The 26,811-nt window shown below is 71.3% G+C and carries 18 protein-coding genes; 3 read left to right on the top strand and 15 right to left on the bottom strand.

Features of this window, described 5'->3' with window-relative positions; all coding sequences use genetic code 11:
- Window positions 1–57 precede the first annotated feature (57 nt).
- The 8 genes from ACGFH9_RS15625 to ACGFH9_RS15590 all read right to left on the bottom strand — a co-directional run bounded on the left by ACGFH9_RS15625 (window position 58) and on the right by ACGFH9_RS15590 (window position 9,754).
- Window positions 58–2,847, bottom strand: coding sequence for an AAA family ATPase (locus ACGFH9_RS15625; RefSeq protein WP_393219275.1), 2,790 nt, complete (start codon window positions 2,845–2,847; stop codon window positions 58–60).
- Between the two features lie 51 nt (window positions 2,848–2,898).
- Entirely contained in the window at window positions 2,899–3,510 is a 612-nt protein-coding gene (locus ACGFH9_RS15620; protein ID WP_393219272.1) for a TetR/AcrR family transcriptional regulator, read from the bottom strand.
- A 243-nt stretch (window positions 3,511–3,753) separates the two neighbouring features.
- The gene (locus ACGFH9_RS15615) at window positions 3,754–5,040 is read right to left on the bottom strand and encodes an ABC transporter substrate-binding protein (RefSeq protein ID WP_393219270.1); all 1,287 of its coding nucleotides are present in this window, start codon (window positions 5,038–5,040) and stop codon (window positions 3,754–3,756) included.
- Between the two features lie 83 nt (window positions 5,041–5,123).
- The gene (locus ACGFH9_RS15610) at window positions 5,124–6,236 is read right to left on the bottom strand and encodes a branched-chain amino acid ABC transporter permease (RefSeq protein ID WP_393219267.1); all 1,113 of its coding nucleotides are present in this window, start codon (window positions 6,234–6,236) and stop codon (window positions 5,124–5,126) included.
- The gene (locus ACGFH9_RS15605) at window positions 6,233–7,111 is read right to left on the bottom strand and encodes a branched-chain amino acid ABC transporter permease (protein WP_393219264.1); all 879 of its coding nucleotides are present in this window, start codon (window positions 7,109–7,111) and stop codon (window positions 6,233–6,235) included. Before ACGFH9_RS15605 ends, ACGFH9_RS15610 begins: the two co-directional genes overlap by 4 nt.
- A gap of 33 nt (window positions 7,112–7,144) precedes the next feature.
- Window positions 7,145–7,867, bottom strand: coding sequence for an ABC transporter ATP-binding protein (locus ACGFH9_RS15600; protein ID WP_393219424.1), 723 nt, complete (start codon window positions 7,865–7,867; stop codon window positions 7,145–7,147).
- Window positions 7,868–7,934: 67 nt separating this feature from the next.
- Window positions 7,935–8,717 carry an ABC transporter ATP-binding protein gene (locus ACGFH9_RS15595; RefSeq protein ID WP_393219262.1) on the bottom strand — a complete coding sequence of 261 codons (783 nt, stop codon included), beginning with the start codon at window positions 8,715–8,717 and terminating at the stop codon, window positions 7,935–7,937.
- Between the two features lie 137 nt (window positions 8,718–8,854).
- The gene (locus ACGFH9_RS15590; protein WP_393219260.1) at window positions 8,855–9,754 is read right to left on the bottom strand and encodes an alpha/beta hydrolase family protein; all 900 of its coding nucleotides are present in this window, start codon (window positions 9,752–9,754) and stop codon (window positions 8,855–8,857) included.
- Window positions 9,755–9,936: 182 nt separating this feature from the next.
- Between ACGFH9_RS15590 and ACGFH9_RS15585 the strand changes: the two genes are divergently transcribed.
- Window positions 9,937–12,198, top strand: coding sequence for a catalase (locus tag ACGFH9_RS15585; RefSeq protein WP_393219257.1), 2,262 nt, complete (start codon window positions 9,937–9,939; stop codon window positions 12,196–12,198).
- Window positions 12,199–12,295: 97 nt separating this feature from the next.
- On the opposite strand, the gene ACGFH9_RS15580 is transcribed toward ACGFH9_RS15585, so the two are convergent.
- Window positions 12,296–12,466: a hypothetical protein gene (locus ACGFH9_RS15580; protein ID WP_393219254.1), complete on the bottom strand. Its 171-nt coding sequence runs from the start codon at window positions 12,464–12,466 to the stop codon at window positions 12,296–12,298.
- A gap of 666 nt (window positions 12,467–13,132) precedes the next feature.
- Here ACGFH9_RS15580 and ACGFH9_RS15575 point away from each other — a divergent pair.
- Window positions 13,133–13,636 carry a winged helix-turn-helix domain-containing protein gene (locus ACGFH9_RS15575; RefSeq protein WP_393219251.1) on the top strand — a complete coding sequence of 168 codons (504 nt, stop codon included), beginning with the start codon at window positions 13,133–13,135 and terminating at the stop codon, window positions 13,634–13,636.
- A gap of 78 nt (window positions 13,637–13,714) precedes the next feature.
- Here ACGFH9_RS15575 and ACGFH9_RS15570 read toward each other — a convergent pair whose 3' ends face one another.
- A complete protein-coding gene (locus ACGFH9_RS15570) occupies window positions 13,715–18,079 on the bottom strand; it encodes a S8 family serine peptidase (RefSeq protein ID WP_393219248.1) in 4,365 nt (1,454 codons plus the stop codon).
- 333 nt (window positions 18,080–18,412) lie between these two features.
- On the opposite strand from ACGFH9_RS15570, the gene ACGFH9_RS15565 reads away from it, so the two are divergent.
- Window positions 18,413–18,967 carry a winged helix-turn-helix domain-containing protein gene (locus ACGFH9_RS15565; RefSeq protein ID WP_393219245.1) on the top strand — a complete coding sequence of 185 codons (555 nt, stop codon included), beginning with the start codon at window positions 18,413–18,415 and terminating at the stop codon, window positions 18,965–18,967.
- 24 nt (window positions 18,968–18,991) lie between these two features.
- Here ACGFH9_RS15565 and nrfD read toward each other — a convergent pair whose 3' ends face one another.
- From nrfD to ACGFH9_RS15540, 5 genes are all read right to left on the bottom strand, one after another.
- A complete protein-coding gene (gene nrfD, locus ACGFH9_RS15560) occupies window positions 18,992–20,008 on the bottom strand; it encodes an NrfD/PsrC family molybdoenzyme membrane anchor subunit (protein WP_393219243.1) in 1,017 nt (338 codons plus the stop codon).
- Window positions 20,005–21,048, bottom strand: a complete 1,044-nt coding sequence (locus ACGFH9_RS15555) for a 4Fe-4S dicluster domain-containing protein (protein ID WP_393219241.1) — start codon at window positions 21,046–21,048, stop codon at window positions 20,005–20,007. The genes nrfD and ACGFH9_RS15555 overlap by 4 nt, the downstream gene beginning before the upstream one ends.
- Before the next feature lie 3 nt (window positions 21,049–21,051).
- On the bottom strand, window positions 21,052–24,327 hold the full coding sequence (gene fdh, locus ACGFH9_RS15550; RefSeq protein WP_393219238.1) for a formate dehydrogenase: 3,276 nt from the start codon (window positions 24,325–24,327) through the stop codon (window positions 21,052–21,054).
- A 101-nt stretch (window positions 24,328–24,428) separates the two neighbouring features.
- Entirely contained in the window at window positions 24,429–25,226 is a 798-nt protein-coding gene (locus tag ACGFH9_RS15545) for a PrsW family intramembrane metalloprotease (protein ID WP_393219236.1), read from the bottom strand.
- Window positions 25,227–25,902: 676 nt separating this feature from the next.
- Window positions 25,903–26,787, bottom strand: a complete 885-nt coding sequence (locus ACGFH9_RS15540; RefSeq protein WP_393219233.1) for a LysR family transcriptional regulator — start codon at window positions 26,785–26,787, stop codon at window positions 25,903–25,905.
- Window positions 26,788–26,811 lie beyond the last annotated feature (24 nt).

The raw sequence follows: 26,811 nt of genomic DNA, 5'->3' as shown, positions 1-26,811 counted from the left end.
TGCCTGACCCACAAACTAGCGGTGATAGTTTACGCCGTCCAGAGCGGACGGCGGCGCTCAGCGGTCGGAGGCCAGACCGGCGTGCGGTTCGGTGGCGAACGCGCGGACCAGCTCGGTACGGGAGCGGATGCCCAGCCGATGGAAGACGTTGCGCAGGTGATGATCGACCGTGCGGGTGGACAGGAACATCCGGGCGGCGATCTCCCGGTTGGTGGCGCCCTCGGCGACCAGTCGGGCGATCCGCAGTTGCTGACCGGTCAACAGCCGCGCCGCGGGCAGGTCAGGTGGCCCGACCGACTCCCCCGCCGCGCGCAGCTCGGCCGTGGCCAGCTCGGCCCAACGACCGACCCCGAGCAGGGTGAAGGCCTCCCGGGCACGGTGCAGGTGCTCTCGGGCGTCCCGTGGTCGCCGGCTGCGCCGCAGCTCCTGACCGAAGAGCAGCTCGGTGCGGGCCCGCTCGAACGCGCCGGCCTCCATCGGGTGCAGCCGCAGCGCCGTCCGGAACTCCCGCTCCGCCTCGACGCCGCCCCGGGCCGCCAGCAGCGCGTGACACCGGGCCGACAGGGCCCGACGCAGCGGACTCGCGGTGCTGCTCGCCCATCTGTCGAAGGCCGCGAGCGCGGCGGTCGCCGCCGGGCGGTGCGGCAGGTGGGCGGCGGCCTCCACCAGGTACGGGGTGGCCATCACCTGGACGAGCACCTGGCCTCGGCCGGTGCCGAGTCGGGCCAGCGACGCGAGTCGGTTCGCCGCCTCGGCGTGCCGGCCGTCGACGAGGTCCAGGACGGCCAGCGCCCAGCCGGCGAGCGCGTGCGGTCGGCTGCCCGGCGTCGGCGTCGTACCGATCTCCCGGATTCGCCGAAGGCAGTTCTCGCGGTCGGCGCGCACGGCCGCGAGCACGGCGAGCATGCCCAGGTGGGTGTTCGCGCAGTTGAACTGCCCGGTGGCGCGCGCGACCCGCAGCCCGTCGCGGGAGGTCTCCGCCGCCGCCTCGTGCCGTCCCAGCCAGTACTCGGCGACCGCCCGCAGCTCCAACGCCCGGGAGAGCATCGACAGCTCGCCGCGCTCCCGCGCCAACCCGACGGCGCGCTCGGCCAACCGGTGCGCGGCGCCGTCCACGGCGACCACCAGACCGGCCGCCGCCGCGCAGGTGAGCGCGGTGGTCGTCAGTTCCGGCCCGGTCAGCCGGCCACCCAGCACGACGGCCCGGCGCAGCGCGGGCCCGGCCCGCTCGTGGTCGCCGCGCAGCGTGGCCGCCACCCCGGTGACCAGGCAGCCGGTCAGCTCCACCACCGGCGGATCGTTGCGCTGCCGAAGCTCCGCGGCGCGCCGGCCGACCTCCGCGTACCGGTACTGGTCGCCGGCGAAGCACACCGCCTCACCGGCGCGGGCCAGACCCTCCAGGGCGCGGGCGCGGTCCACCCCGGCCACGGTTCGCGCGGCGCTCAACAGGGTGGCTGCCGCGCCTGTGGCGTCGTCGCAGCGCAGGTCGACCTCGCCGCGCAGCAGCCCGGCGTGGCCGTCGACGACCGGGTCCGCGCAGGTCGCCCGGAGACGGTCGAGCAGCAGGCGGGCCTGGCCGGGTTGCCCGGCGGCCCAGGCGTAACGGGCCGCGGCGAGCAGGCGGGCGGCGGCGTCGAGGGGACGGTCGCTGAGCGCGGCGGCCCGGCACAGCGCCGCCGATGCCACAGCCCAGCCGGTGCGCCCGCCGGCCGCCGCCCGTTCCAACTCCTCGGCGAGGGCCGGATCGGCACCCGCGGTCGCGTCCGCGAGGTGCATCGCCCGGCGTAACCGCTGGCCGTGCGGATCGAGCACGCCCGCGAGCAACCGGTGCGCAGCCCGCCGCTGCGCGAGCGGTGCGCCGGCCGCGACCATCGCGCGGGCCAGTGGCTGCGTGAACGTGACGGCTCCCGGCTCGACGCGGACCAGCCCGGCCGCCTCGGCCGGGGCGAGCGCCTCGATGGCCATCCCGGCGGCGCCGGCCGCACGGACCAGGGTCGCCGCGTCGTCCGACTCGTCGAGCGCGGCGAGCAGCAGCATCCGGCGGGTGTCCGCCGGTAGCCGGTCGAGGCGGGTCCGGTAGGCGCGTCCCAGCGCGCCGTCCGCCGGTGGTGCGGCGGGCAACGGCTCCTCCCCGCGCCACTGCCCAGGGGTGAGGACGCCGGCGAGGTCCACGAGGGCCTGCGGGTTGCCGCCGCCGACGGCGGCGAGCATGGCGGCCACCGGCACGGCCGGTCGCTCAGGCAGTCGATCGGCGAGGACGGCGACACTGTCCCGCTCGACCAGCGGCGACAGCCGGTACGTCACGAGACCGTCGACGGTGGCGGTGGCGTCCGCGGTGAGCACGACGGCGACCGGCAGGCACCGCAGTCGACGGGCCACGACCGCGAGCACCTGTGTGGTCTGTGGGTCACCCCGGTCGACGTCGTCCATCGTGACGAGCAGCGGGCGCTCCCGAGCGGCCGCTGCGAGCAGCCCGAGGACGGCCACCGACAGGGCCAGCCGGCGCTCGGGCGGGCAGCCCTCCCCGTCCAACGCCCGGAACAGCAGGTGCCGTCGAGGCTCGGGGAGAGCGGCCGCGCGGTCGCGCACCGGATCGAGCAGGCGTTGCAGGCCGGCGTACGGCAGCATCGCCTCCTCGGGCAGTCCGGCCCCGGCCAGGACCGTGCAGTCCTTCGCGGCGTACCGGTGGGCGTAGGAGACCAGGGCGGTCCGGCCCGAGCCCGGCTCGCCGTGCAGCAGCAGGGCTCCGCCGCCGTCGGTCACGCCGTCCAGCAGACTCCGGACGGCCCCGCACTGGTCATCCCGGCCGCGCAGCACAGTTAATTGCACTCGTGATGCAGTGACCATGCGTCACAGTGTCACTCATCGATAAGCGGATGGAAAGAGGACAGGCCGGGATCAGTCGGCCGCCACCTCGGCCAACAGCGCGCCCACCGTACGGCTCATCACCCCGCGGGCCGCGTCCACGCCCAGACCGAGGCCGTAGCGCAGCATCGACCAGGCCGGCCACATGCTCGCCGCCACCACCGCGTCGACCAACTGCCCTCGCCCGGACCCGGCACGCGCCAGCTCGGTGGCGAAGAGCTGCTCGACCTCGTCACGGACCCGGTCGATGTGCTTGAGGCGGTTGCGGTGCAGCTGGTCGGAGACCGGCTCGCGCATCTGCGCCGCCCGCGCCGACGGCGCGATGAGCTGGAGCAGCCGGGCCCGCTGCCGGCAGTACGCGTCGACGCGCTTGGCCAGCGGCAACGCGGTCGAGATCGGCCGGTAGGCGGCGTCCTGCTGCCGCAGCACCTCCGCACCACTGGCCTCGAAGAGCGTCTCCATGTCCTTGAAGTTGGTCCAGAGCGTCCGCAGGGAGATACCGGCCCGCTCGGCGATGCGTTCCCCGGTCGGCCGCAGGTCACCCTCGGCGATGAGCGCCAGGTGCGCCTCGACGATGGCCACCCTCGTGCGCTCGGCGCGGGCGGTCCGCCCGTCGACCCGCCCCGGCGCCTCGACCCTGTTCATCCGCCCCCGTCCCTTCATCGCCACGGTGCCGCCCAACTCTGCGAGGAGTCTAGACAGACGGTGACAGGGTGGCGCCGGGTACGCGTGGGCGGCATGATCCGGGCCGGCCGGATTGCATTCACGGTGCAAATAGTAAGAGCATTTATCGGCGTCGGTCAACGCCACAGGACGGCGCGCACGCACGCGCGCGGTCGTACGACCCGGGCGTGGTCACCCCCGGGTCGTACGACGACGTGGCGTGCGTCAGGAAGCGGTCGGCACCCCGTTCGCCGGCGGCGCTACCGGCGCGGCGGTGTACTCCTTGACCGGCCCGTCCCTCTCGTCGGTTTCGTACGTCGGCCCGAAGTAGCTCTGGACTCCCCCGCTGACCCGGCTCAACCGCTGCCCGCCGTAGCCGGAGTGGTCATCGGCGGAGAAACGCAGCGGCGCGAGGCCGGGACCCTGGAAACCGCCCTTGTGGACCGCCTCGATCACCTTCTCGCGGGTGACGTCCTTGCCGGCGGCGAGCAGCACCTGCACGAAGAGGTAGCCGACCGACATGCCGTAGACGGTGTTCCCGTCGAACGGCGCGTCACCGTTGTGAGTTTTGTTGATCTTCGTGAAGAGCTGGATCCACGGGTTCGCGGTGTCGTTCTGCATCGGCAGGTAGTTGGTGCCGACCATGCCCTCCAACAGCGGCGCGGCGGCGCCGAGCTGCTTGGCCAGGGTCGGCTGGTCGGCGCCGACGTTGGACACGAGCCACTGGGGCTCGAAGCCCAGCCGTGCGGCGGTGCCGATGGAGAGCGCGGTGAAGCCAGGCACCGTCGCCAGCACGACGACCTGGCAGCCGGCCGCCTTGAACGCGCCGATCTGCGGCGCGACGTTGGTGTTGCTGGTGACGTACGTCTGCTTGACCGTCACCGCACCGGCCCCGAGCACCTTCTCCACGCCGGCCAGGCTGTCGCGGCCGAAGTCGTCGTCCTGACCGAGGAAGCAGACCTTCTGGCCGGCCAGGTTCGCCTTCGCGTAGTTGGCGAGGATCTTGCCCTCGACGGTGTAGTCCGGGTTGAAGCCGAACGTGCCGGGATACGTGTCGGGCTGGTCCCAGCTCCGACTGCCGGAGGCGACGAAGAGGTCCGGCACCCGGTTGCTCTTGAGGAAGTCGAGCACTCCGCTGTGCGTCGGCGTACCGAGGCCGTTGAGGACGGCGAACACCTTGTCCTGCAACACGAGCTGGCGGACGACCTGCTGGGTGTTGGCCGGGTTGTAGCCGTCGTCCATGATCTTGTAGGTGATCTTCCGACCGTGCACGCCGCCGTTGGCGTTGACGTAGTCGAAGTACGCCTTCGTCGCCGGCGCGATCTTCGAGTAGCCGGCCGACGCCGGCCCGGTGAGGGGCATGTGGGTGCCGACGACGATCTCGGTGTCGGTGACTCCCGGCACGGACCTTCCGCCGGAGGTGGGGCCGTCGTCGCCGCCACAGGCGGCGACGGCGGCGAGCAGGGCGATGGTGGTGGCGATCGCGAGACCGCGTCGCGCCGTAGGGTGCATGGCAAACACCGACCTTTCTCGGTCTGGTTCTGCGGAACGGTGTGGTGGTGGGGCGCCCGGCGAGAGGCCGGACCGGGAACAGCTCAGGAACGCCGGGCCGGCCAGCGGGCCAGCAGCGCCCGGCCGAGGCGGGTCAACAGGCCCTGCACACCGCCGGGCGCGGCGATCATCACGACGATCAGCGTGACTCCGAAGATCGCCAGCGGGAGGTTGCCCTCCAGTCGCTGCGCCACCCCCGGCGACAGGGTGAGCAGCTCGGTGACGGAATGGGTGAGATCGGGCAGGGCGACCAGCAGCACGGCCCCCCAGAGCGCGCCGGCGAGCCGACCGAGGCCGCCGATCACCACGGCCATCAGCAGGAACAGGGACAGCGTCAGTGAGAACGCCCCGGGCGAGACGCTCTGCGACAGCACCGCGAGCAGACCACCGCCGAGCCCGGCGGTGGCGGCGCTGACCACGAATGCGAGAACCTGCGTACGGGCCACGTGGATGCCGGCGAGTCGGGCCGCCACCTCGTCGTCACGGACTGCCCGGAAGGTCCGCCCGTACCGGCTGCGGACAAGGTTCGCCAGCAGGAGCAGCGCCAGCAGCGTGGCGGCCGCCGAGATCCAGAGCTGCCACCGCTCGTAGGGGAAGTAGGGGCCGAGCGCCAGCGGCGGCGGCTCCACCGGCACCGACAGCCCCTGCTCGCCGTTGAGGACACCATCGAAGGTGACGGCCAGCGCCGGCACGACGACGGCCACGGCGAGCGTCACCCCGGCCAGGTAGGGGCCGCGCAGGCGGGCCGCCGCCACACCGACCACCGCGCCGACCGCGACCGTGCCCAGTACCGCCGCGAGCAGCGACACCGGCAACAGCCAACCGGCGGTCAACCCCCGGTCGGCGAACGCGTTCTGGCACAGCGCCACCGTGTACGCCCCGGTCGCCATCAGTGCTCCGTGCCCCAGCGAGAGCTGGCCGTTGAGTCCGGTGAGGACGGTCAACCCGGCGGTGGCGCACAGGTACGCCGCGATCGTGGCGAGCTGGAAGTTGCGGAACGGCTCGACGGCATAGCTGACCGCGACCAGTAGCAGCCCCACGGCGAGCGCGACCGCGAGGTGCCGCAGCAGCGTGGAGCCGCGTCGGGACTCGACCGACCGGTCGCCGGTGTCGGCCGGCCGGTGTTTCGGCGGCACGGCCGCCCGGGTCGCGCTCACACCCGCCTCGCCGCGACCGGGGCGAACAGGCCGCCGGGCCGTACCAGCAGTACCGCCAGCAGCAGGACGAGCACCGCCAGCGGGGTGAGGTCACTGCCGGCGTACCCGCTCACGTAGGACAGCAGCAGCCCCACCACGAGGCCGCCGACGACCGCGCCCGGTGGACTGTCCAGGCCGCCGACCACCGCCGCGGTGAACGCCGAGACGAACACCAGGTCCATGGCGTGCGGATGCAGGCCCAGCTCGGTCGGGATGACCAGCATCGCGGCGAGCGCGCCCACCCCGGAGGCGAGCGCCCAGCCGAGCGTCAACATGCCACCGACGTTCACCCCGAGCAGACGGGACACCTCCGGCGCGAACGCCGCCGCGCGCATCCGCAACCCGATCGCGGTACGGGCGAACATCCAGGCCAGCCCGCTGACCACCACCGCGATCGTGGCGAAGACGAACAGGTCGTACGGCGACAGCACGGCGACCCCGCCCACGCTCAGGGCGGACCGACTGAACGGGACGTCGGCGGGGCGGAACTCGTTGCCGTACACCATGCCGAGCACGGCCTGGATCAGCAGCACCAGGCCGAGCGCGACGATGACCGGATTGAGCGGCGAGGCGTGGTCGACGTACCGCATCACGACCCGGTCCACCAGCGCGCCGAGCAGCAGGCCGGCGACGATCGCGACGACGAAACCGAGCCAGAAGAAGCCGGTCGAGGCGGTCACCGAGTACGCGACGTAGGCGGCGGCGACGGCCATGGCGCCCTGAGCGAAGTTCACGACTCGCGCCGCCCGCCAGATGAGCACCAACGCGAGCGCGAACGCGGCGTACACCGCGCCCCGGGACAGGCCGTCGACGGTGAGGAAGACGAAGCGGTCCAACTGTCCTCCCTCCAGAGGGGACACCGGTGGTGGTCAGAAACCGAGGTACGCGTGGCGCAGGTCGACGTCGTCACGCAGCGCCTCCGCCGGAGCGGCGATCACCACCTGACCGAGGGACATCACGACGCCCTGGTCGGCGACGGCGAGGGCACTGCGCACGTTCTGCTCGACCAGCAGCACCGTCAGGCCGGTCCGGTCGCGCAGCTGCCGCAGCAGCGCCATGATCCGGGCGACCACCCGGGGTGCCAGGCCGAGCGACGGTTCGTCCAACAGCAGCAGACGTGGCCGGCCGACCAGGGCCCGGCCGAGCGCGAGCATCTGCCGCTCCCCTCCGGAGAGCTGGTGACCGAGGTGCCGGCGACGCCGCGCCAGGGGCTCGAACAGCTCGTAGACCTCGTCGAGGGCGCGGCGGGCGTCCGCCCGGTCACGCCGCCACAGCCCGCCGAGCCGCAGGTTCTCGTCGACCGTCAGCTCGCTGATCACACCCCGGCCCTCGGGGACGTGGGCCATGCCGCGCCGCACGAGCTGCTCCACCGGCGTACCCCGCAGGTCCTCGCCCGCGAGGACGACCTGGCCGGCGCTCGGACGGAGCATGCCGGAGAGCGCCCGCAGCAGCGTCGTCTTGCCGGCGCCGTTGGCGCCGACCACGGCGGCGATGGTGCCGGCCGGCACGGTGAGGTCGACGGCCCGTAACACCGGCGCGGCACCGTAACCGGCCACCAGCCCCCGGACCACGAGCAGGTCCGGCGCGCTCACGCTGCTCACGCTGAGCCTTCTCTCGTTCGCGACTGCGGGGCTCGCAACCCCGGCTCACTCCTCGCGCTCACGCGGCCTCCTCGACGTGGGCGCCCAGATACGCCTCGGTGACCGCCGCGTCGTCGCGGATCTCGGCCGGCGTCCCGGTGGCGATCACCCGACCGAAGTCGAGGACCACGATCTCGTCGCAGACGGCCATCACCAGGTCCATGTGGTGCTCGACGAGCAGCACGGCGCACGGGTCGGTGTCGCGGCGAGGGAGCTGCCGCACCAGCTCCGCGAGGTCGGCGATGTCGTCGGCGCCGAGGCCACCGGCGGGTTCGTCGAGCAGCAGCAGCCGGGGTCGCGCGGCGAGCGCGCGGGCCAGGGCGACCCGCTGGCGTACGGCGAAGGGCAGCGTGCCCGGCGCGGCCCCGGCGTGCTCGGCGATACCCAGACCGTCGAGGATGTCCAGGGCGTGCCGGCGGAGTCGGCGCTCGTCGCGGTCGCTGCGAGGCAACCCGAGCAGTGCGGCCCCGAACCCCGCGCGAGCGGTGTGCGACGCGCCGGTCATCACGTTCTCCACGACGCTGAGGCCGGCGAAGAGCCCGGTCCCCTGCAGGGTCCGGGCGATGCCGAGCCTGGTCAGCCGGTGTGGTCGGGGTCGCAGCGGCTGGCCGTCGAGGGTCAGCGAACCCGTGTGCGGCGGAACGAAGCCGCAGATCACGTTGAACAGTGTGGTCTTGCCCGCGCCGTTGGGCCCGATGACGCCCACCACCCGGTTGGGTGGCACCCGGAGCGAGACGTCGTCGAGGGCGGTGAGGCCGCCGAAACGGACGCCGATGTCGTGCAGTTCGAGGCCGCGCTCCATGCACCCATCCCTCTGCCGTGGCGGGTGTTATTTACACTCGCAGTGTACGTTTCTCGGTTATCGCGTCAAGACCCTTCGATGCGGCAACGCGAGCGGGACGGCCGCCCGACGGCGGCCGTCCCGGTTCACGCGCCCAGTCAGGAGCTGGGGCAGGTGTTGCGGTACTCCTCGATCTGCGAACCACTCGGCCCCGGGCAGAGGAACTGCTCGTAGCGGGTGTCGTCGTCGACGAACCGCTTCAGCCAGGCCACCATCTGCCGGGCGGTCGGCGTGTTCACCGTCTGCGGGAAGAAGTGGCTCGCGCCGTTCAACTCGAGGTACGCCTTCTCGGCCGACGACGGGATGCTGTTGTAGAAGGGCACCGAGTGCGTGGCGACCGGGGCGACGGTGTCGCTCTCGCCGCCGATGATCAGTGTCGGGACGCGTAGCTCGGACCAGCTCTTGTCCGTGTTCCAGGGCGCGAGGGGCACCGCGGCCTGCAACGACGGCCGCGACGAGGCCGCCTCCAGGGTTCCTCCGCCGCCCATGGAGTGGCCGGCCACCGCGAGCCGGCTGCTGTCGATCCGGCTCCGCACCGAGCTGCGCTGGGTGAGGTAGTCCAGCGCGGCGAGCAGCTGCCGGCCACGGCTGTCCGGCTGGTCCAGCCGGGTGTTGGTCTCGATGCCGATCACCACGAAGCCGTGCGAGGCGATCCGTGGCCCCAGCCAGCTGATGCTGGACCAGGCGGCGGTGTAGCCGGGTGAGATGGCGATGGCGCCGAAGGTGCCCTCGCTGGTGCTGGTCGGGTAGTAGATGACCCCGCCGCCGAAGCCGGTGACGCTCAGCGAGGACACGCTCTGCGAGGCGGTGGCGAAGGGGCCGCGGCTGGCCTCCAGGATCGCCGTGGTCGGGGCGGGGCCGCGCTCGTACGGGCCGGCCGCCTGCGCGGCGCCCGTCGTTCCGACGAGGACGCCGGTGGCGAGCAGGGTGGCGGCCAGCGCGAGCCGGGCGGCTCGGGCGGGCAGGGAACGGGGACGGGTGGTGGTTGGTGACGACACGTCGGGCACTCCCTAGAGTCGAGCGATATCGACGCTCATCAGTCTTGATCGCTCGGGTCCACCGCCGCATCGGTGAAATCACCAGTCCCGACGAAGGATCGGATTATTTGCGCGTTTCGACCCTCTGGCCAGGGGTAGGGGTGCATGGGCCTGCTCAAACGCTCCAGGGAGAGGTTCGCCCAGTGGATTCCAGCAAGCCCGCCGAGGCGGTCGAGAACGTCGTCAAGACCGCCTCCGAGAAGATCGCCGACGCCCTCACGCCGGACGTGCCGGGCGCACCCGGCAGCGCACCGCCGACCGTCGAGGAACCGACCTCGCCCCACGACCCGCTACCGCCCAAGACGGAGCAGGGCGCGCCGCAGACCCGCACGCCGACCGGCGTCGAGACCGGCGCGCCGACGACCGCGAACGGCCAGCAGGGCGCGTACCTGACGACGGCGAACGGGGCGCGGCTACGCGACACCGACCACTCTCTCAAGGCCGGACCCCGGGGACCGGTCCTCCTGCAGGACCACCACCTGCGCGAGAAGATCACGCACTTCGACCACGAGCGCATCCCCGAGCGCGTCGTACACGCGCGGGGCGCGGGCGCGCACGGTGTGTTCACGGCCTACGGCACCGCCGAGGCGGTCACCAGGGCCGGCTTCCTCAAGAAGGGCCGGGAGACGGACGTCTTCGTCCGGTTCTCCACGGTCCTGGGGTCGCGCGGCTCGGCCGACACCGTCCGGGACACCCGGGGATTCGCGACCAAGTTCTACACCGACGAGGGCACCTTCGACCTGGTCGGCAACAACATGCCGGTCTTCTTCATCCAGGACGCCATCAAGTTCCCCGACATCATCCACGCCGCCAAGCCGCACCCCGACCGGGAGATCCCGCAGGCCCAGAGCGCGCACGACACCTTCTGGGACTTCGTCTCGCTGCACACCGAGGCGCAGCACCACACCATCTGGAACATGTCCGACCGGGGCATCCCGCGCTCGTACCGGACCATGGAGGGCTTCGGTGTGCACACCTTCCGCCTGATCAACGAGGCCGGCGAGACGACGCTGGTCAAGTTCCACTGGAAGCCGAAGCTCGGCGTGCACTCCCTGACCTGGGAGGAGGCGCAGCTGCTCGGCGGGATGGACCCCGACTTCCACCGCCGCGACCTCTACGACGCGATCGAGGCCGGCGCGTTCCCCGAGTGGGAACTCGGCATCCAGGTCTTCCCCGACACTCCGGAGGAGACCTTCGCCGGCATCGACCTGTTGGACGCCACGAAGATCGTCCCGGAGGAGCTGGCGGAGGTGCAACCGATCGGCCGGCTGGTCCTCAACCGGACACCGACGAACTTCTTCGCCGAGACCGAGCAGGTCGCCTTCCACCTCGGCCACCTCCCCCCGGGCATCGACGTCACGAACGACCCGCTGTTGCAGGGCCGGCTCTTCTCGTACGTCGACACGCAGCTCACCCGCCTGGGCGGCCCGAACTTCGCGCAGATCCCGATCAACCGTCCGCACGCGGCGGTCAACGACATGCTGCGGGACGGCCTCCACCAGCAGGCCGTGCACGCCGGAGTGGCGCCGTACCGGCCGAACTCGCTCGACGGCGGCAACCCCTTCCCGGCCGGCGACGCCGAGCACGCCTTCGTCGACGTACCGGTGACGGTGGCGCAGGCGCCCAAGGTCCGCGCGAACCCGGCGTCCTTCGACGACCACTACAGCCAGGTACGGCTGTTCTGGCTGAGCATGTCGCCGGTGGAGCGGGAGCACATCATCCGGGCGTACACCTTCGAGCTGGGCAAGTGCTACCACCAGGCGATCAAGGAACGGCAGCTCCAGTCCCTCGCCAACATCGACCCGGTGCTCTGCGAGCAGGTGGCCACCGGCCTGGGCCTGCCCGCGCCGCAGCCGACGGTGCCGCTGGCGGACGTCGCGCCGAGCCCGGCGCTGTCCCAGGTCGGCGGGGAGTGGCCGGCCGACGGCCGGATGGTCGGGATCGTCGTCGACCCCGACGGTGACCTGGACGACGTCGACGGGGTCCGCCGGGCGGTGTTCGAGGCCGGGATGGTGCCGCTGCTGATCGCCCCGCACGGAGGCATGGTCGGCGACCTGCCCGTCCAGCGGACCTTCGCCACCGGCCGCTCGGTCGAGTTCGACGCGCTCCTGCTGGCCGGGGCACCGGTGCCCGCGCCCGACGCGCTGCCCGCCCGCGACGCCAAGGCCGGACGGCCGGACGCCGCGACCGTCGACCCCCGCGTGCTGCTCCTGGTCGAGGAGTGCTGGCGGCACGCCAAGGCGATCGGCGCGTGGGGCGCCGGCGTCACCGTGCTGGAACAGGCCGGGGTGGCCGGCACACCCGGCATCGTGGCCGCCGACTCGGGCGCCGAGGCGCTGACCGGGGTGCAGCGGTTGATGGCCGCGCACCGGGTGTGGGAGAGGTTCCCCGCCTCGGTCGGCTGACCCGACATCGACGAGGGTCGTCCCCCCGCTTCGGCGGGTCGGCGGCCCTCGTCGTCGAATCGGCCTTCCGCGTTCAGCGTGGTCGGCCGCGCCCACGTCAGCCGATGTCGGCCAGCCGCGGCAGCACCTCGTCGCCGAGCCGCCGGGCGAACTCCACGGGGTGCCGGTCGGGCGTGACCTGCACCTCGCTGACGCCGAGCGCGGCATAGTCGGACACCTCGGCGAGGAACGCGTCGAGATCCTCCAGCGGCGGCTTGGAGGCCAACACGGTCTTGGTGATGCTGTCGTAGTCGCGACCGGTCGGCGCCCGGATGTCCGGTCATCTGACGACTGCGCCGGCCCGCCGAACTCCACCGACCGGATCAGGAACGCCGCCGCACCCACCGCCAGCATCGTCAGCCCGGCCACCGCGAGGATGACCACGAACGGCCCCCACCGCAGCGCGGTTGCCAGACCCGGCACCAGCACCCGAACCACCACGCCGACCAGACCCAACGCGAGGAGACAACAGACGGCCGCCGCGAGCAGTCGGACAGCCGGCGGCACGGCGGGCCGGTCGTGGGCCAGCGTCGACGCGGGAACGGGCGACAACGCTCGCGTCGGGGAGGACGAGCGACCGACGGGGTACGACGATCCGTGGGACATGGCGACCATGCTCGGCCCGCCAGATCCGGACGCTGTCCGTGGATTGTCTTGGTTCTGTCACAACCGCCGCGCGTACCGGAAAAACGGGGCGATCCTCCCCCGCGAACGCCCGCCCACAGGTCGTGTCGCCAAGCTGTCCGGACGTGAACTTTAATTCACATGCTTACATGCAACTACGTTTAACCCGGCCGAGACGAGCCGCCACTAGGGTCAGGACGCCGATCGATCTTCGTCTCGGCAGTGCGAAAACCATCCGGAGTGTTCGTGGGGAACCGGAAGGGGTTGGGCAATGCACGGGGTTTCGGCCGCTTCGCTGGTCATCGGCATCGCGTCCTCGCCGGCCGAGCGCCGGCAGTTGGCGCGGCTGCTCGGCGGGAGCGACGCCTTCCTGATCGTCTCGAACGTCGAGCAGGCACGGGAGTTCCTCGGAGTGGGCGAGCTGCCCCCGGTCGCGCCCCCGCCCGTTCCGGCCGTGCACACGGAGGTGCCGCCACTCTCGCAGCCGCCGCCCGACCTGAGCGTCGACTCCGACCGGCGCGTGCTGCGCTGGCGTGACCAGGAGATCGACCTGACCCGGCTGGAACACGACGTGCTGCTCTGCCTCGTCGACGCTCCCGGGCAGGTCTGGACGTACGAGCGGCTGCACCTCGAGGTCTGGGGCAACCGGCACCTCGGCCGCGGGTCCGACATCCACTCGGTCGTCCGCCGGGTACGCCGCAAGCTCGCCCGACTCGACGCCACGGCCACGATCCACGCGGTCCGTGGCGTCGGCTTCCGACTCACCCCGATCTGAGCGCACCCACGTCACGAACGGGCCGGCCCGCCCGGTCGAGGACCAGGCGGGCCGGTGTGGTGCGCTACCGCTCAGGCGTCAGCACCGGATGGGCTTCAGCGTGAAGTTCTCCACCGCGGGGGTGGTGGTGTCGATCTTCGTCGACCGGGTCTGGGGCTTCCAGCCGTCCTTGGCGACGATGATCGTGAGCGGGTTGTTGCGGCGGTCCACCCAGTAGGCGTACACGCCGGCGGCGTCGGTCGTGAACGTCCACGACATCGCCCACGAGTCGACCTGGACCACCGCGCCGGCGATCGGCGCGGTGGCACCCGCACAACTGGTCCCGATGACCGTACCCATCAACTTGCCCCAGGTCTTCGGGGGCGTCACGGTCATGGTCACCGGCACCGGCGGCACCGAGTAGGGCGTGTTCTGCCTGATCGTGACCGCGGCCGAGTAGGTGCCCGGCTGGTCCACGTTCGCCGTCAACCCGACGGTGACCGTGACCTTCTCACCCGGCGCCAGGGTGGCCGTCGTCTTGTCGATCGTCATCCAACTGACGTCGGCCGCCGCCTCGGTGCATCCCTCGAAGCCCGGCAGCGCCTCGCTGTCCGGCGCCGCGTTGAAGCCGCCCGACGAGCCGCCGATCTTGTAGAAGCCGCACGCCGCGCCGCCCCGGTAGCGGGCGGTGTTGGCGTTCGGCAGGTTCGACCACGAGCTGGTGGCCGGGTCGAAGGCGAAGCCGACGTTGGTGATGGTGCCGCCCTGCGACCCGCCCACGACCAGGAGCTTGCCGCTGGCCACCGCGTACGAGCTGGCCCAGTTGTCGGTCGGCGCGTCCGCGATCGCGGTCCAGGTGTTAGCGCCCGGGTCGTAGGCGTAGCTGGCCTTCTGCCCCGTGGTGCCGTCGTTCCCACCGGTGCAGTAGAGGACGCCGTCGATCCCGCCGCAGGAGGCGAAGGCCACCGACTTCGGGTAGTTGGCGAGCGTCTCCCAGGTGTCGGCCTCCGGGTCGTACCGAACCACGGTGTTCGACATCGGCAGGCACGCCGAGGTCGTGCAGCCGCCCACGGCGTAGAGCTTGCCGTCGACGACCGCCTGCCCGGCGGCGGCTCGCGGGGCGGGGTTGTCGGCCAGTTCCGTCCAGGCGTTGGCCCCCGGGTCGTACGACCAGGTGGCGGCGTCCGTGCCCTCGGCGCCCCAGCCGCCCGTTGCGATGATCTTCCCGCCGACCACGCCGACGGTCAGCGCGCTGCGGGAGCCGGGCAGGTCGGCGGCGGCCGTCCAGGTCTGCGCGACCGGGTCGTACGCGTAGCTCTTCGCGGTGGAGGCGGTTCCGTCGACACCACCGATCGAGTACACCTTGCCGTCCAGAGTGACCACCCGGTTGTCCATGATGTTGCCCCGGTAGTCGGTGATGTCCGTCCAGGGCGCAGCCTGCGGTCCGGCCGCGGCGGGGGTCGCCGTCGCCGCCTTGCCGGATGCCCTGGCCGCGACCGACGTCGGCGCGGTCACCCGCTGCTCCGGCGCTCCGGTCGCCCCGAGCACCTGCTGCCGGGTCACCCGCGAGCCGTCGGCCCGCAGCAGCTCGAAGCCGTCGTCACGCTCACCGAAGCCGACCTCGACCGGCGCGCCGCCGGTGTTGGTCACGGTGAACGTCCTGGTGGCCTTGCCGCTGGGCATCTGGAGCGTGGCGCTCAGCCCGGCGGGCGTCACCGACAGACGACCGGCCGCGAGGACGAAGTTCGCGGTCGTCGTCCAGTCCGGCTCGACGTCGACCTGCTTGCTCTGGCTGACGTACTTGCCGGCCGTCGCGGTGAACTTGTGGGTACCGGTCAGCGTCGAGTAGATCCAGTAGAAGCCGTCGGGCAGCCCCGGGTCGTCCGGCGTCGCCACGGTGACCGCCTTCTCGGCAGGCCGGTCGTTGCTGGTGACGGTGGCGCCGTTGAGGTAGCTGTTGTCGTTCTTGTCGCGGACGTTGCCCACGACCAGGCCGCCGTCGAGCGGCACGCAGGCGACCTGGCTGCCGATGAGGACGTTGTCGACCTCCCACCACCACTCGAAGGTCGCGTCGTAGTAGTGGAACCGCACCTGGACCTGCGACTTGCCGGCCGCCTGCGGGATTGGGATCTCGGTGAGCTTCGGACCCCGGACGTCGGTCTCCTGCCGGAGCACGTTCGTCCAGGTCGCGCCCCCGTCGATGCTCAGGTCGACATCGGCGGTGTCGTCGTGGAGCTGGTTGAAGTCCTGGTTGAACCGGATGACCGGGGCGCTGACGGCGGTCAGGTCGACCACCGGGCTGACCAGGGAGGTGTCCTGGCTCCGGCCCGCGCCGTACGCGTCACTGTCGATCATCGCGAAGGTGCCGGTGCCACCGGTCAGGTTGCCCCGTTCACCGTCGTCGGTGAACTTCCAGACCTGGCCGCTGCCCACGTTGTCCACCACCGACCAGCCGGCCGGAGTGGTCGTCGCGTCGAAGGTCTCGTACTCGCCGTCGGAGCCGAACGTGTAGCCGGGGGCCGTCGTGCACCTGGTGGTGTCCACCGGCACCGCGACGTTCGCGGTCACGTTGCGGGTGCCGACCACGACCTGCTTGGTGACCTTCTGGTAGCCCGGGTACTGCACCTCGTACGTCAGGGTGTGCGTCTGCCCCGCCGGCAACGTGATGCTGTAGCGGCCGTTCGACGGCGTCGTGTAGTCGTACACGCCCGCCGCGCCGCTCACGATCACCTTGGCGTACAGCGGCCAGCCGTGGCCCGAGCCGTCGGTGACCGAGCCGGTGACGTTGACGCGCGGCACCGCCGTCAGTGCGACGTCGAGGGTGGTGGTCGCGCGGTTGGTGACCGTCGCCGTCTTCGTGGTGCTGCCGTACCCGAACGCGGACACGACGACCTGGTAGTCGCCGGTCGGCACCAGGGTCGAGTAGGTGCCGTCGGCGCCGGTGGTGATCTCGCGCGAGGTCGGGCCGGTGAGCGTCAGGGTCGCGCCGGCGATCGGGGTGCCGGTGGCCGCGTCGGTGACCGTGCCGGCCAGGGTGCCGACGTCGCCGGTCGGGGCGGCGTTGAGCAGCGCGAGGGCGTCCAGCCGGCCCTCACCCCAGACGTTGTTGTCCGCGGCCGTGCCGCCGCACTGGTCGTCGGCCTTGTCGATCGCGGTGCCGTTGAGCAGCGCACGGGTCGCGGGGACGTCACCCACCAGCGACGGTGCCGCCGAGTAGAGCAGGGCGATCGCGCCCACGAGGTGCGGGGCGGCCATCGACGTGCCGCTTGCGGTGCCGTACCCGTTGCCGGGGACGCTCGACCGGACGTTCACGCCGGGCGCGGAGATGTTGGGCTTGATCTCGCCGTTCTGCCCGACGCCGCGCGCCGAGAAGCTGGCGATGGTGTTGTTGACGTCGTACGCGCCCGCCGAGTAGTTGCTGGCCAGGCTTCCCGGGGAGCCGCTGGTCTGGCACGCCGGCCCGCTGTTGCCGTTGGAGAACACGCCGAAGATGCCCGAGGCGGCCCAGGCCAGCGTGACGTCCTCCATGAAGGGCTCGTTGGACGGCAGCCGGGTGCCCCAGGAGTTGTTGATGATGTTCGGCCGCTTGCTGGCGTCCGGGTTCTGACCGTTCGAGTCGGTCGGTTCGAGCATCCACTGGCCGGACTCGATAAGCGCCTCGTCGGTGGGGCAGCAGCCGTTCGCCGCGATCCACTTGACCCCGGGCGCGACACCGATCTGGTTCGCGCCGGCGGAGCCGGCCATGGTGCCCATGGTGTGCGTACCGTGGCCGTCGTCGTCACAGGGCGCGCCGTCGCACGTGCCGGCGGCGTCGAACCAGTTGTAGTCGTGGTCGAACGTCCCGTCGCCGTTGTTGCCGCGGTAGGAGTTCACCAGTGCGGGGTGGTCGTACTGGACGCCACTGTCGATGCTCGCGATGGTGACGCCCTCGCCGGTGATGCCGTACTGGGACCAGACGTCGTCGGCGTTGATGTTGGCAACACCCCACTCGACGGCGTTGACGGTCTTCTCGTCGGTGCCCTTGGTCAGCTTCGGCAGCTCGTAGGCGACCGGGGCGTAGAGGCCCTCGACCTCGCTGTGGGCGGCGAACTGCTGGGCCATCTCGAGCGACCCGCTGTTCACCTTGATGGCGTTGGTGGCCCAGAAGCTCTGGTACTTCGTACCCGACTTGTCGAGCTCGGCACGGATCTTGCCCTGGCTCCCGGCGGCGCTGTCCCGCAATGCCTGGGCCACGGCCGCGCCGCGCTTCGTCCAGTCCTTGGTGGCGCTGGCCTTGCTCAGGTCCGCCCGGTCCTTGAACCGAATCCAGAAGTCCCCTGCGCTCTTGGCCTGGAACTGCTTGGCGAGCTCCGGTCGGATCTTGTCGCCGGTGGCGGTGCTCGTCGAGCCGGGCGCGGCCTGCGCCCCGGAGCCGAGGCTGGCCAGGCATGTGGCGGCGAGGACCAGCGCGGCGCTGGCACTCACCAGGGATCTGGCCGTTCGTCTCCATTGTGGACTTCTGGACATCGGTGCCGCCTTCCTCAGAACGACCCAGGGGTGTACGTGGGCCATGGTGAGAAGTACGCGAGATCCAGCTCGACGGAACCGAGCGAACGGACCCCTCATGCCTCCCCCATGCACCGCGCGGGTCACGCCGGTTGCCCGAATGGACACTATGATCGAGAGGAAAGGACGATCAAGAACTTGCTGTGAGCAACTTGTCGCTACCGGTTGCCCTGCCGGTGGCGCGCTTGCCAAACATTGTCAGGACCGTGACGATGACTGGGCAGGGAAGCCCCTCGATTCGCAGGCGGTGCGGTGACCGAGACCGACGACGCGGCGTGGGACGGGGTCGACCCGGCCGACGAGGAGTTCCCGCTGCTCATCGCGGTGACGCCGTCGCCCAGTGAGCGCATCCGGCTCGCCGAACGGCTCGACGGGATCGCGCCCTTGTTGCTGGTGGCCGACCTCGACGAGCTGCGCCGGCTGATCGGGGTGCCCGCGCAGCGGCCCGGGTCGCCGGGCGGGCGGACGCCGGGCCCGAGACCCATTGCCGGCCCCGATCCCGTCCTGATCGTCGACTCGGCCCGCTGCACCGCCCGGTACGGGACACGCGAGGTCACCCTGACCCGGCTGGAGCACGACCTGCTGATCTGCCTGACCACCGAGCCGCTGCGGGTGTGGAGCTACGCCGAGCTGCACCGTTCGGTCTGGCACGACGAGGGACGCGGGCGCAGGGCGGACGTGCAGTCCCTGGTGAAGCGTCTGCGGCGCAAGCTACGGGACCTCGGCACCGGCGCCGCGATCGAGGTGGTCCGTGGTGTCGGGCTGCGACTCACCGACCGGCAGGACCCACGGATCGGGCGCGCCTGACTGCTGCCTGACATGGGCAGTTCGTCAGCACGGGCCACGTGCCGGCGAGCGCCGCCGCCCGGACCAGCGCGTTTTCGTCAGCGAGCCGGTGGCCCTCGGGCCGTTGCCGGCAAGGCGTTCGCGCTGGGGCACGACCGTGTACCTCGGATCGCGCGCCGACACCGAGCCCGCCTCGAAGATCCCGAACCGGGTGGCCACCGACGAGGCCACCAGGGCCGCGCCGGAGAGCACCGACAGGACCCGGCTGCGTCGAGAGAGCAGCGCGGCGACCGCGCCGACGCTGATCAGCACGTTGCCCGCCCGGACCAGGCCTCCGCTGTGGCCGCTCCGGTAGGGCTCGCCGGTGACCGGCAGCCGCTCCATCCGGTGACTGCCGATGAGCTTGACGGCCGCGCCGGCGACGGCGAGCCGCCGCAGCGGGGCGGTCTCGGTGGCCGGCGCCGCGATGAGACCCACCCCGGCCGCCGCGGCGAGCGCGCTGCCGCCGAAGACGAACGGCATGAAGGGGTACGCGTCGTGCCAGGCCGGTACGGCGGTGTCGGCGAGCAGGACCCCGGTGTACGTGGCCAGCGCCGGAGCCGTGGCCGCCGCGGCGAGACCGGCGACGTCACCGACGGGGAGCGCCAGCCGACGGGCGAGGCCCAGCACACCGTGCTGCGGTAGCCGTGGCGCGAGTTCGGCGACCGCGGCCACACCGGCGGCCGGCCCGAACGCGGTGAGGATCCAGGTGCCGATCGACATGGGCGAGGTCAGCTTGGCTACCCGGAGCATGTGGTAAAACCGGTCCGGCCGGCCAAGGTCGTGCACCAGCAGGTACGCGCTGGCGAGGGTGCCGCCGAGAGCCGTCCAGCGGCCCACGCGGCGCAGGGCGGGACGTCCGGTCAGCTGCGCTCCCGCGCCGATCAGGGCGCCTCCGGCCGCGAGGCCACCGGTGAACAGGTATCCGCCGATCTCACGCTTCCACACCGGCGCCTTGAGGATCGGCCTGCCGTAGTAGGAGCTGAAGTCGGCTGGCGGCACGGTGAGCTGCTCGCGGGTCATGGCCGCCTGCCGAGGAAGGCGACCGCCGAGACGGCGACCATCGTCAGCGCGGCGATGCCGGCGCGTTTCCACATCTTCGGCAGGTCGCGGGTGGTCACGACCGGGTCCGGTGGCAGCCCGTACACCTCGGGTTCGTCCAGCAGCAGGAAGAACGCCCCGTCACCGCCCACGCCGTCGTTCGGGTCGTGGCCGTACAACCGCGCCTCGGGGACCCCCCGCTCGTGCAACGTCGCCACCCGTTCGGCGGCCCGCTCCCGCAGCTCCTCCACAGGCCCGTACTGGATCGACTCCGTCGGACACGCCTGCGCACACGCCGGCGTCATCCCCGCACCCAACCGGTCATAACAGAGCGTGCACTTCCACGCCCGACCATCACCTTTACGCTGATCGATTACCCCGTACGGACACGCCGAAATGCAGTACCCACACCCGTTACAGATGTCCTCCTGCACCACCACCGTCCCGAACTCCGTCCGGAACAACGAACCCGTCGGACACACATCCAAACAAGCCGCATGCGTGCAGTGCTTACACACATCCGACATCATCAACCACCGAAAATCCGTACGCTCCCCGACACCCGTGCCCCGCCCCGGCGGCTGCGCCCCCGGCATCCCCAGGAACTCGGGGCCGCCCGACATGCGGGCCGCCGCGCTCGGCGAGCCGGGTGGCAGCCCCGGGTCCGTGCCCGTGTCGGTGGCGGTCCGCGCCCCCACGGCCGCCGTCGCCGGGCTGACCGCCGGCCCGTCCGGGTAACCGTCGAACGCCGGTGTCGCCCAGCCGACCAAGCGGGGCTGCTCGACGAACGCCACGTGCCGCCACGAGTTCGCGGTCAACGCGCCCGTGTTGTCGTACGACATGCCCAGCAGGTCCAGCCCGCTCTCCGGAACGTCGTTCCACTCCTTGCACGCCACCTCACACGCCTTGCACCCGATACACACACTCGTGTCGGTGAAGAACCCCATCCGCTGCGGAGCCTCGACGTAACCGGCGTCCGGCGCCGGATCGAGCGGCCCGTACAGGGCGTTGGCGTGGGGCATCACTCAGTCCTCCCGGTCACTGCTGCTGTCGGCGACGTCCGTCGTGACCAGCGGTGGGTAGCGGTGGTTCAGGTCTCCCGACCGTCGCCGGTAGTCGACGACGAGGTCCAGCAGGTCCTGGCCTCTCGGACGCCGACCGGGCCGCACGTCGCAGGTGCCGACCTTGCTCTCCTGGATCAGGACGTTGGGGTCCAGGGTGATGCCGAACAGGTCGTTGGCCGAGTCGCCGGTGACCAGACCCTCGAAACCGAAGTGGTACGGCAGCCACACCTGGTGCAAGATTCGCCCGTCCACCCGCAGTGGCGTCACTCGGTCGGTCACCAGCACCCGCGCCTCGATGGCCGCGCGGGTGGTGACCAGGTGCGCCCAGTCCAGGTGACTCAGGCCCCGGTGGGCCGCCAACTCGGGTGACACCTCGACGAACATCTCCGGCTGCAACTCGGCCAGCGTGCGGACCGTCCGGCTCATGCCGCCGGCGGTGTGGTGCTCGGTGAGCCGGCTGACCGTGAACACGTACGGGAAGACGTCGCTGTGCGGCTCCGGCGGACTCGGGTTCAGGTAGTTGATCGGATCGGTGTAGACCTTGCGGGCCGGGTTGGCCTGCTGGCGGTAGAGCGGGTTACGCACCGGCGACTCGACCGGCTCGTAGTGGGTGGGCAGCGGCCCGTCCAGGACGCCGCTGGGCGCGTACAGCCAGCCCTTGCCGTCGCCCTGGAGGATGAACGGATCGTCGCCCGCGATGCCCGCGACGCCCGAGGTGTTCGGCGGGGGGCGGTACGAGGGCGGTTTGGTCTTCTCGAAGTCCGGCACGTCGTAGCCGGTCCACTGGGACTTCTCCGGGTTCCACCAGACGTACTTCTTGCGTTCGCTCCACGGGTTGCCGTCCGGGTCGGCCGAGGCACGGTTGTAGAGGATGCGCCGGTTGGACGGCCAGGCCCAACCCCATTCGGGCGCCACCAGGGACTGTTCCGCGCCGGGCTTGCGGCGGGCGGCCTGGTTGACGCCGTCGGCGTACACGCCCGTGTAGATCCAGCAGCCACCCGCCGTGGAGCCGTCGTCCTTCATCTCCGTGTAGCTCGCCAGCGGCCGGCCGGTCGTCACGTCGTACCCGTTGATCTCACGCAGCACCGACTCGGCGCTCGGCTCCGCGTTCGGACCGTGGGTGGGGTAGTCCCAGGTGAGGTCGAGCAGCGCCCGGTCGCGGGGTCGGGTCGAGCGCGCGAGGCGTTCCCGGACGATGCGGCCGAGGTGGTAGAAGAACCACAGCTCGGAGCGGGCGTCGCCCGGCGGCTCGACGGCCTTCTCCCGCCACTGCAACAACCGCTGCGTCTGCGTGAACGTGCCCTCCTTCTCCACATGCGACGCCGCCGGCAGGAAGAACACCTCGGTCCGGCACTCCTGCGGCAGAATCTCGCCCGTCTCGATCTCCGGACCGTTCTTCCAGAACGTCGCACTCTCGACCAGGAACAGGTCTCGCACGACCAGCCAGTCGAGGTTCGCCATGCCGAGCCGCTGCGCGCGGCCGTGCGCCGAACCCACCGCAGGGTTCTGACCGAGCAGGAAGTACCCCTTGATCTTCCCGTCGATCATGTTGAGGACCTGCTGGTACGTGCCGTGATCGCCGGTCATCCGGGGCAGGTAGCCATAGCCGAAGTCGTTGTCGGCGGTGGCCGCGTCACCCCAGTACGCCTTGAGCAGGTTCACCCCGTAGGCGCGCGCGTTGCCCCAGAAGCCCTTCTGGTCGGGATGCGCGATGCTGCCGATCCACTCGTCGAGGGTGGGATGGTCGGCGTGATGGGGCATGGGCAGGTAGCCCGGTAGCAGGTTGAACAGGGTCGGGATGTCCGTAGATCCTTGGATGCTGGCGTGTCCGCGCAGCGCCATCACGCCGCCGCCCGGGCGGCCGACATTGCCCAGCAGGAGCTGGATGATGGCCCCGGCGCGGATGTACTGCACGCCGACGCTGTGCTGTGTCCAGCCCACCGAGTAGACCAGCATGCCGGTCCGCTCGCGGCCGGAGTTCTCCGTCCACGCCCGGGCCAACTCCAGGAACTTGTCCTGCGGGATGCCGCAGACCCGCTCGACCATCTCGGGGGTGTAGCGGGCGTAGTGCCGCTTGAGGATCTGGTAGACGCAGCGCGGATGCCGCAACGTCTCGTCCCGCTGCGTCTGCCCACCCACCGGCGCGCCGTGCGACTCGTGCTCCAGCCCGGCCGCCGTCTCCCGCTGTGTCTCGGTGTCGCGGATGGAGATGTTCTCCGGGGCGCCCTCGTACTGCCAACTGCTCTGGTCGTAGCTGGCGTTCTCCTCCACGAACCCGGAGAAGAGGCCGTGCAGATCCTCGGTGTCCCGGAAGTCCTCGCTGACGATGGTGGCGGCGTTGGTGTACGCGAGGACGTACTCCCGGAAGTCCAACTCGTTGTCGAGGATGTACCGGATCACCCCACCCAGCAGCGCGATGTCCGTCCCCGCCCGGATCGGCAGGTACACGTCGGCCACCGCACTGGTCCGCGTGAACCGCGGGTCCACATGGAACACCTTCGCCCCACGGCGCTTGGCCTCCATCACCCACTGGAATCCCACCGGATGCGCCTCGGCCATGTTCGAACCCTGGATCACGATGACGTCGGAGTTCGACAGGTCCTGCTGGAACTGGGTGGCACCGCCGCGACCAAAGCTGGTCCCCAGACCGGGGACGGTGGCGGAGTGTCAAATACGCGCCTGGTTCTCGATCTGCAACGCCCCCATCGCGGTGAACAACTTCTTGATGAGGTAGTTCTCCTCGTTGTCCAGCGTCGCCCCACCAAGACTGGCGATCCCCAACGTCCGGTTGAGCGGCCGACCCTCGTCGTCGCGCTCCTCCCAGGTCTCGTCCCGGGCGGCCAGGATCCGGTCGGCGATCATGTTCATCGCCGTGTCGAGGTCGAGGTCCTCCCAGTCGGTCCCGTACGGCCGGCGGTAGCGGACGGTGGTCTGCCGCAACGGACTCGTCACCAGGCTCTTACTCGCCGCACCCTTCGGACACAACCGACCCCGCGAAATCGGCGAGTCCGGATCACCCTCGATCTGCGTGACCCGCCCGTCCGCGACGAACACCCGCTGACCACAACCCACCGCACAGTACGGACACACCGACCGCGCCACAGAGTCAGCGGTCTCGGTACGGGCCGTCAGATCCGCCGACCCGGCCGACTTGGCGGCGGCGCCCCGCCCCAACGGGTCGGTGCCGGTGAGCTGGCGATAGAGCGGCCAGCTCTCGACCCAGCGGCGCACCCCCATCGCTGCACCTTCCCGAGAGGAGTCACTGAACGTGAACAGTCCGACACTAGTTGAGGGGTCGGCTCGGGCGCAGCGAGATCAGCGGGAAGGCGTCGTGGTGATCACCTAGTCGAATGCTCCACGGCCAGGTGGTCGCCGAAGGTGCGGTAGCGGCGTAGCTCCCAGAGCAGCCAGCCGATGCTGACGAGCGCCACGGCGACGAAGACGAACGAACCGGTGAACGTGTCCCAGAGTGTGTGCAGGACGACGACGCCTCCGAAGGTGCCGAGGCACCCGAGAAGTCGCCGAACGCTCGGAGTGGCCAGCAGCGCCCACAGCGCCCCGGCGGTGAGGCCGGTCCACGCGGTGTGCCCGGCCGGCGCGGTCAGCCCCCGGATGAACAGGGTCTGCTCCACCGCGCCGATGTTGCCCTTCGAGCTGAGCAGGGCGGTGAAGGCGTACCCCATCGTCTCGAGGGCGGCGAAGCCCATGCCGGCGGCCACGCCGATGACCAGACCGTCGGACGGCACCCGGCGGCGGTGCTGCGCCAGGGCCGTGAACAGCAGCACCACCGGGACGATCAGCTTCGCCGACTCCTCGATCAGTGCCACGAACAGCATCGGCAGGGTGCCGAGGCCTCGCAGGGTGTCGTACTCCAGGGTGCCGGCGACGACCGTGCCGATCACTCCGCCGAAGAACGCCGACGTCACCAGCACCGACGCCGGCACCTGCCACCGCCCGGTGCGGGCCTGGGCGAAGGTCAGGAACGTCAGGGGCGCCAGGGTCGCGCCGAGCAGGATCAGCGCCGGCACGAAGTTCGGATTCTGCGTGCTGACGAGGGTCCGCAGCACCACCACATAGAGGATCAGCCCGATGACGAGCACCCCGACCCATGCCCACCGGCGAGAACGATCACGCATACCGGGGAGTCTCGCGGATCGAGTTTACGAAGGCAGCCCCGGTGCTGAGATGAGTGCGGTGACTCGCCACGCACCGCCGCACCGCCGCACCGGCTCACCGGTGATGTCCGGCGACTTCCTCGCGGGCTACGGGCCTAACCTTCGGGGCGGTGGGCGCAGTCGGCGGCCGGCGGTGACGCTCGGTCACCTCTGTGGAGGCGGACGCGGTCGTAAGCGGTATACCTCAGAGTCATACTTATGACTCTGAGGTATACCGCTCACCAGCACATCGACCCGGCGGGCAGCCACAGCAGATCGCCAGTGTGACAGGAGCCGGGCAAGGTGGAATGGTGGCGCCTTCCGGGCGGCCACCGACGGTGCGTGAGGTGATCAGGTCGACCTCGGACAGCGGCGCAGGCAGATGATCATTACGATATCGCCGAGGCGGTCGAGTTCGAGGACCGGACCGCCGCGTACCAGCGCCTGCGCACGCGCTGCCAGGGCAAGGGCGACCTGACCACGAAGCTCCAACCGCAGATGGGCAGCGAGTCCTGGCGGTTCGAGATGCCCCTGGACAAGAGGGGCCCGGGCGTGTCCGAGCTGAGGAAACTCGACGGGGTCGACGCCGTACGACTCGTCCCGCTGGTGATGCTGTAGCCACCTGTCCCCCTCGGCGGCGGCTGCGAAATCGGGCGGATCAGGGCAGGAACTGGCCGGTCAGGTCGATGAGGGCGCGGGCGGCGGCGCCGAGCGGACGGTCCACCGGGGTCGCCAGCGATGCCGTCCAGTCCAGGTCGGCGTCGGTGACGGTCAGCGTGCGGACGCCCTCGGCGTCGGCGACGACGAAGCGGGGCAGCAGCGCGATGCCGAGCCCGTGCCGGACGTGGTCGGGGCCGGTGGCGATGTCGGGGATCTCGATGGTGACGCGCCGGGACAGGCCGGCGGTGGCGAACGCCCGGTCGGTCACGGTGCGGTTGCCGTACCCGATCGGGGAGTCGATGAAGTCGAGGCCGGCGAGGTCCCGCAGCGGCACCGCCTCGCGGGCGGCGAGCGGATGATCGTCCGGCACGACGAGGTCGATGACCGAGCGGGCCAGCTCCGTGAGGTGGATCTGCGTCGGCGGCGCGCCGGGCAGTGAGACGAACGCGAGGTCGAGCCGGCGCTCGGTGAGCGCGTCGATGAGCCCCTGCGAGCCGGACGGCGCGACGCTGGTGTGCAGCAGCACCCCGGGGTGTCGGCGGTGGAACTCGCCGAGCAGGGCCGGCAGGTGCAGGAGCCTGGTCGACGTCATCGTGCCGATCCGCAGGGTGCCACGGAGGCCGCCGTGCACCTCGGCGACGGCGTCGCGGGCGTCGCGGGCCGCGTCCAGGGCGATCCGCGCGCGGGGTAGCAGCGCGAGGCCGGCGTCGGTGAGGAGTACGCGTTTGGAGTTGCGGTCCAGCAGCGCCGCGCCCAGCTCGCGTTCCAGGGTCTTGACCGCCGCGGAGACGGCGGACTGGACGACGTGCAGGCGGGCGGCGGCGCGGGTGAAGTTCTGCTCCTCGGCCACCGCGACGAAGTATTCGAGTTGGCGCAGTTCCACGCCACCAAGTATCACCTGTCGCGA

The sequence above is a fragment of the Micromonospora sp. NPDC049102 genome (assembly GCF_043197485.1).
GTDB lineage: Bacteria > Actinomycetota > Actinomycetes > Mycobacteriales > Micromonosporaceae > Micromonospora.
This window is presented reverse-complemented; position numbering and strand designations above follow the sequence as displayed.

What these genes read in the sequence shown, in the direction of transcription:
- ACGFH9_RS15575 (WP_393219251.1), top strand. Translation starts at nt 13,133, where the DNA reads ATGCACGGGGTTTCGGCCGCTTCGCTGGTCATCGGCATCGCGTCCTCG.
- ACGFH9_RS15620 (WP_393219272.1), bottom strand. Translation starts at nt 3,510, where the DNA reads ATGAACAGGGTCGAGGCGCCGGGGCGGGTCGACGGGCGGACCGCCCGC.
- ACGFH9_RS15555 (WP_393219241.1), bottom strand. Translation starts at nt 21,048, where the DNA reads ATGCCCCACGCCAACGCCCTGTACGGGCCGCTCGATCCGGCGCCGGAC.
- ACGFH9_RS15545 (WP_393219236.1), bottom strand. Translation starts at nt 25,226, where the DNA reads ATGCGTGATCGTTCTCGCCGGTGGGCATGGGTCGGGGTGCTCGTCATC.
- ACGFH9_RS15625 (WP_393219275.1), bottom strand. Translation starts at nt 2,847, where the DNA reads ATGGTCACTGCATCACGAGTGCAATTAACTGTGCTGCGCGGCCGGGAT.
- ACGFH9_RS15595 (WP_393219262.1), bottom strand. Translation starts at nt 8,717, where the DNA reads ATGGAGCGCGGCCTCGAACTGCACGACATCGGCGTCCGTTTCGGCGGC.
- nrfD (WP_393219243.1), bottom strand. Translation starts at nt 20,008, where the DNA reads ATGACCCGCGAGCAGCTCACCGTGCCGCCAGCCGACTTCAGCTCCTAC.
- ACGFH9_RS15615 (WP_393219270.1), bottom strand. Translation starts at nt 5,040, where the DNA reads ATGCACCCTACGGCGCGACGCGGTCTCGCGATCGCCACCACCATCGCC.